We start from the raw sequence: 6,468 nt of genomic DNA on the forward strand, positions 1-6,468 counted from the left end.
AAAGCCGCCAGGACGACACGTATCCGATTCCCCAGCGCCAGGACCTGCCCTTAATAAAGATATCGAGCACACGACGCCGATAGCTGTGTAGAAACACCCCCAGAAAATCAGTGCAGGCCCCTCATCACGATAGACTGACGGAACTACCTGCTGCGGTCACTGGACCGCTGGTATGCGACCCCCAAGGAGAGCTTTCCGACCGTGGCTGCCCAGAAGAAGAAACAACAGCCGGAATACAGCGCCCAGTCCATCACGATTCTCGAGGGGCTGGAGGCTGTCCGCAAACGTCCCAGCATGTACATCGGCTCGACAGGCGAGCGGGGTCTGCACCATCTTGTGTGGGAAGTCGTCGACAACGCGGTGGACGAGGCGATGGCCGGCTATGCGACCACCGTCGATGTGACCTTGCTCGACGACGGCGGCGTCGAGGTCACTGACGACGGCCGCGGCATCCCGGTCGGGATGCACCAGTCGGGCATCCCGGCGGTCGACGTAGTGATGACCCAGCTGCACGCCGGCGGCAAGTTCGGCGGTGACAATGGCGCGTACGCGGTGTCCGGTGGCCTGCACGGTGTCGGCGTCTCGGTGGTCAACGCGCTGTCGACTCGGCTCGAGGTGGAGATCTCGCGCAACGGGCACGAGTGGTCGCAGTTCTACGATCACTCGGTACCGGGGACCCTCAAACAGGGCGCCGAGACCAAAAAGACCGGCTCGACGGTCCGGTTCTGGGCGGACCCGGACGTGTTCGAGACCACCGAGTACAACTTCGAGACGGTTGCGCGCCGGCTGCAGGAGATGGCTTTCCTCAACAAGGGCCTTACCATCAACTTGACCGACGAGCGGGTGAGCCAGGAAGAGGTCGTCGACGATGTCGTCAGCGATGTCGCCGAAGCACCCAAGTCGGCAGAGGAGCAGGCAGCTGAATCCGTTGCGCCACAAAAAGTCAAACACCGCGTCTTCCACTACCCCGGCGGCCTGGTCGACTTCGTCAAACATATCAACCGCACCAAAAACCCGATCCACAGCTCCATCGTCGACTTCTCGGGTAAGGGTCCCGGCCATGAGGCCGAAATCGCTATGCAATGGAACGCCGGCTATTCCGAGTCGGTGCACACCTTCGCCAACACCATCAATACCCACGAGGGCGGCACCCACGAAGAGGGTTTCCGCGCGGCATTGACTTCCGTAGTGAACAAGTACGCTAAAGACCGCAAACTGCTCAAAGACAAGGACCCCAACCTCACCGGCGACGACATCCGGGAGGGATTGGCTGCGGTTATCTCGGTCAAGGTCAGCGAACCGCAATTCGAAGGTCAAACCAAGACCAAGCTCGGCAACACCGAAGTCAAGTCGTTCGTGCAGAAGGTCTGCAACGAGCAGCTCACCCACTGGTTCGAGGCCAATCCCAGTGATGCCAAGACCGTGGTCAACAAAGCGGTGTCGTCCGCGCAGGCCCGCATCGCCGCCCGGAAAGCACGAGAGCTGGTGCGCCGCAAGAGTGCGACGGATCTGGGCGGTCTGCCGGGTAAGCTGGCTGACTGCCGTTCCACCGATCCGCGCAAGTCGGAACTATATGTTGTGGAAGGCGATTCGGCCGGTGGCTCAGCCAAAAGCGGCCGCGATTCGATGTTCCAGGCGATCCTTCCGCTGCGTGGCAAGATCATCAACGTTGAGAAGGCACGCATCGACCGGGTACTGAAAAATACTGAAGTGCAGGCGATCATCACCGCGCTGGGTACCGGGATCCACGACGAGTTCGACATCTCCAAACTGCGCTACCACAAAATCGTGTTGATGGCCGACGCCGATGTCGACGGCCAGCACATCTCGACGCTGCTGCTAACCCTGTTGTTCCGGTTCATGCGGCCACTGATCGAGAACGGACACGTATTTTTGGCGCAGCCGCCGTTGTACAAGCTCAAGTGGCAACGCACCGACCCGGAGTTCGCGTACTCCGACCGGGAGCGCGACGGCCTGCTGAAAGCCGGGCTCAAGGCCGGCAAGAAAATCAACAAAGACGACGGCATCCAGCGTTATAAGGGTCTCGGTGAGATGGACGCCAGGGAACTATGGGAAACCACGATGGATCCCTCGGTTCGGGTGCTGCGCCAAGTCACCCTCGACGACGCCGCCGCCGCCGACGAGTTGTTCTCCATCCTGATGGGCGAGGACGTCGACGCTCGCCGTAGCTTCATCACCCGCAACGCCAAAGACGTTCGCTTCCTAGACGTTTAAGGGAATAGATGACAGATACCACGCTGCCACCCGGCGGTGACGCCGCCGACCGCATCGAACCGGTCGACATCCAGCAGGAGATGCAGCGCAGCTACATCGACTACGCGATGAGCGTGATCGTCGGCCGCGCGTTGCCGGAGGTACGCGACGGCCTCAAGCCGGTGCACCGCCGAGTGCTCTACGCGATGTTCGACTCGGGCTTCCGCCCGGACCGCAGTCACGCGAAATCAGCACGCTCCGTTGCCGAGACGATGGGTAACTACCACCCACATGGCGACGCGTCGATCTACGACACGTTGGTGCGAATGGCCCAACCATGGTCGCTGCGCTACCCGCTGGTCGACGGTCAGGGCAACTTCGGTTCACCGGGCAACGACCCGCCCGCAGCCATGAGGTATTGCTGTACCGGTGACACGCTGGTCGCGCTGCCCGAGGGACAGTCGGTGCGCATCGCCGACGTGGTCCCCGGCGCGCGGCCCAATAGTGACAACGTCATCGACCTCAAAGTACTTGACAGGCATGGTGATGCCGTCGTCGCTGACCGGTTGTTCCACTCAGGCGAGCATCACGTGTACACCGTGCGCACCAACGAGGGCTTCGAGGTCACCGGCACCGCCAATCACCCGCTGCTCTGCTTGGTCGATATCGGCCGTGTACCGACCCTGCTGTGGAAGCTGATCGAGGAGATCCGGCCCGATGACTGCCTAGTGCGCATCGACTGTGTAGCTATTGGATGCGAAACGCAGGAAATTCCGTCCATAAGCTACACAGTCGACGACGTGCCCGGGCTGGCGCGGTTTCTGGGCGTCTACGGCGACGATCCGGATGCGCAGGTCATTGCCGACGAACTGACTGACGGCCGCTTCTACTACGCCAAAGTCGCCAACGTCACCGACGCCGGCGTACAGGCCGTCTACAGCCTGCGGGTGGACACCGAAGACCACGCGTTCATCACCAATGGCTTCGTCAGCCACAACACCGAAGCGCGGCTGACACCGTTGGCAATGGAAATGCTGCGTGAAATCGATGAAGAGACAGTCGATTTCACCCCGAACTACGACGGGCGGGTGCAGGAACCGACCGTCCTGCCCAGCCGGTTTCCCAACCTGCTGGCCAACGGGTCGGGCGGCATCGCGGTCGGGATGGCCACCAACATCCCGCCGCACAATCTGCGTGAGCTCGCCGAAGCGGTGTTCTGGGCACTGGACAACCACGACGCCGACGAAGAGGCGACGCTGACCGCGGTCACCGAGCGGGTGAAAGGCCCCGACTTCCCCACCGCCGGGTTGATCGTTGGTACCAGCGGCATCGACGACACGTACAAGGTCGGCCGGGGGTCGGTCCGGATGCGCGGTGTCGTCGAGGTCGAAGAGGACTCACGGGGCCGCGCGTCGCTGGTCATCACCGAGCTGCCGTATCAGGTCAACCACGACAACTTCATCACCTCGATCGCCGAACAGGTACGCGACGGCAAGCTCGCCGGGATCGCCAACATCGAAGACCAGAGCAGCGACCGGGTCGGTTTGCGCATCGTCATCGAGCTCAAGCGCGATGCGGTGGCCAAGGTGGTGCTGAACAACCTCTACAAGCACACCCAGCTGCAGACCAGCTTCGGTGCCAACATGCTGGCGATCGTCGACGGGGTGCCACGCACCCTGCGGCTCGACCAGCTGATCCGCCACTATGTCGCGCATCAGCTCGACGTGATCGTGCGGCGCACCACCTACCGGCTGCGCAAGGCCAACGAGCGGGCTCACATCCTGCGCGGCCTGGTCATGGCGCTCGATGCCCTCGACGAGGTGATCGCGCTGATCCGGGCGTCGGAAACGGTGGATGTGGCGCGGGCCGGTCTGATCGGGCTGCTCGACATCGACGAGATCCAGGCTCAGGCCATCCTGGACATGCAGCTGCGTCGGCTGGCCGCGTTGGAGCGCCAGCGCATCATCGACGACCTGGCCAAGATCGAGGTCGAGATCGCCGATTTGGAGGACATCCTGGCCAAACCGGAGCGGCAGCGCGGGATCGTCCGCGACGAGCTGGCCGAGATCGTCGACAAGCACGGCGATGACCGCCGCACCAGGATCGTGGCCGCCGACGGCGACGTCAGCGACGAGGATCTGATCGCCCGTGAGGATGTCGTCGTCACGATCACGGAGACCGGGTACGCCAAGCGCACCAAGACCGACCTGTACCGCAGCCAAAAACGCGGCGGCAAGGGCGTGCAAGGCGCCGGCTTGAAGCAGGATGACATCGTCGCGCGCTTCTTCGTGTGCTCGACGCATGACTGGATCTTGTTTTTCACCACCCAGGGCCGGGTGTATCGGGCCAAGGCTTACGACCTGCCCGAAGCCTCCCGCACGGCGCGGGGGCAGCACGTCGCCAACCTGCTGGCCTTCCAGCCGGAGGAGCGCATCGCGCAGGTCATCCAGATCCGGGGCTACACCGATGCTCCATATCTGGTGCTGGCCACCCGCAAAGGCCTGGTCAAAAAGACGAAGCTGACCGACTTCGACTCCAACCGGTCGGGCGGCATCGTGGCGATCAATCTGCGCGACGGCGACGAACTGGTCGGCGCGGTGCTGTGCTCGGCCGACGACGACCTGCTGTTGGTCTCGGCCAACGGCCAGTCGATCCGGTTCTCGGCGACCGACGAGGCGCTGCGGCCGATGGGCCGGGCGACCTCGGGTGTGCAGGGCATGCGGTTCAATACCGACGACTACCTGTTGTCGTTGAACGTGGTCCGAGAGGGCATATATCTGCTGGTCGCGACGTCCGGTGGTTACGCCAAGCGCACGGCGATCGAGGAGTACACCGCCCAGGGGCGCGGCGGCAAGGGCATCCTGACCATCCAGTACGACAGCCGCCGTGGCAAGCTGGTCGGAGCGCTGATCGTGGACGAAGACAGCGAGGTGTACGCCATCACTTCCGGCGGCGGGGTAATCCGGACGGCGGCGCGGCAGGTCCGCAAGGCCGGACGCCAGACCAAAGGCGTCCGGTTGATGAACCTGGGCGAGGGCGACACACTGATAGCCATCGCCCGGAATGCCGAAGAAGCCGCCGTAACCGACGGCGAGGACGACCCGGGTGCTGACACCACATAACGCGACCGCCGATCGCTTTGGCGGCCGGACGCACACCTAAGGAGTCGCGGTGACTTCACCGAACGAGCCGGGATACCCCGGAACGGGCGACGGTCCGAACGGGAATGGCTCGATCGAGCGGCCAGGCCCGCACCGATCCGAGGCGCGCCCGCTTACGGAGCGAGCATCGGGCGGCGGGGATACCCCGCCGCGGCAGCGCGGCAGCGCTCGTCCGCCACAAGCGCCGCATCGCCCGCCGCCCGAGACGCCCGCGCAGCACGAACCGCGCGGGGCGGGCCACTCCCCCGGCGTCGAGGCCCGGCTGACCCGCTTTATCTCCGGTACCGCGGCGCCCGGCGGCGCTTCGGCCACCGCGCCGAGCCACCCGAAGACGCCAACGGCGGACCCGGACCCCCCATCGGGCCGGGGCGACAGCCGATCCCCCGAGGCCTACGCCAGTGAGCTGCCTGACCTGTCCGGGCCGCCGCCGAGTCCGCGGCCCGGACAGGGCGCGCCACGCATGCCCGCGCCCGAACGTGCCCGGGATACGTCGACGGAATCGGGTACGAGTCGATTCGCCGGCCGCATCCAGGTGGGTGGGCGCTCGCGCGGTCCGGTGCGGGCCAGTATGCAGATCCGTCGGATCGACCCGTGGAGCACCCTGAAGGTGTCGCTGGTGCTGTCGGTGGCGCTGTTCTTCGTCTGGATGATCGCCGTCGCCTTCCTGTACCTGGTGCTCGGCGGGATGGGCGTGTGGAGCAAGCTCAACAGCAACGTCGGGGATCTGCTGAACAACACCAGCGGCAGCAGCACCGAATTGGTCTCCAGCGGCACGATCTTCGGTGGTGCGGTGCTGATCGGGCTGGTGAACATCGTCTTGCTGACCGCGATGGCCACCATCGGCGCGTTCGTGTACAACCTGACCACCGATCTCATCGGTGGCGTCGAAGTGACGCTGGCAGACCGCGACTAACCAGCGGTGAATGTGGTTTGGGGGCGGACGGTTCGGTGCGGTAATCTCGTCGCTCGGCCGTACGCGAGTGCGGGCCTATAGCTCAGGCGGTTAGAGCGCTTCGCTGATAACGAAGAGGTCGGAGGTTCGAGTCCTCCTAGGCCCACCATGTGTTCGCCACGACGCTCCGTAAGACTGGTG

General features: G+C 64.3%; 3 protein-coding genes and 1 tRNA gene. All 4 read left to right on the forward strand.

What is annotated here, in order from left to right:
• Positions 1-201 precede the first annotated feature (201 nt).
• The 4 genes from gyrB (at position 202) to ACRDTL_RS17430 (ending at position 6,436) form a co-directional block, all read left to right on the forward strand.
• Positions 202-2,235, forward strand: a complete 2,034-nt coding sequence (gene gyrB, locus ACRDTL_RS17415; protein ID WP_431507947.1) for a DNA topoisomerase (ATP-hydrolyzing) subunit B — start codon at positions 202-204, stop codon at positions 2,233-2,235.
• A gap of 8 nt (positions 2,236-2,243) precedes the next feature.
• A complete protein-coding gene (gene gyrA, locus ACRDTL_RS17420) occupies positions 2,244-5,336 on the forward strand; it encodes an intein-containing DNA gyrase subunit A (protein ID WP_431507948.1) in 3,093 nt (1,030 codons plus the stop codon).
• A gap of 49 nt (positions 5,337-5,385) precedes the next feature.
• Positions 5,386-6,288 (forward strand): DUF3566 domain-containing protein, encoded by a 903-nt coding sequence (locus ACRDTL_RS17425; protein WP_431507949.1) that lies wholly within the window; start codon positions 5,386-5,388, stop codon positions 6,286-6,288.
• Positions 6,289-6,359: 71 nt separating this feature from the next.
• Positions 6,360-6,436, forward strand: a tRNA-Ile gene (locus tag ACRDTL_RS17430).
• The last annotated feature ends 32 nt before the right edge of the window (positions 6,437-6,468 follow it).

It is taken from the genome of Mycobacterium sp. (assembly GCF_050700595.1).
Lineage (GTDB): Bacteria > Actinomycetota > Actinomycetes > Mycobacteriales > Mycobacteriaceae > Mycobacterium.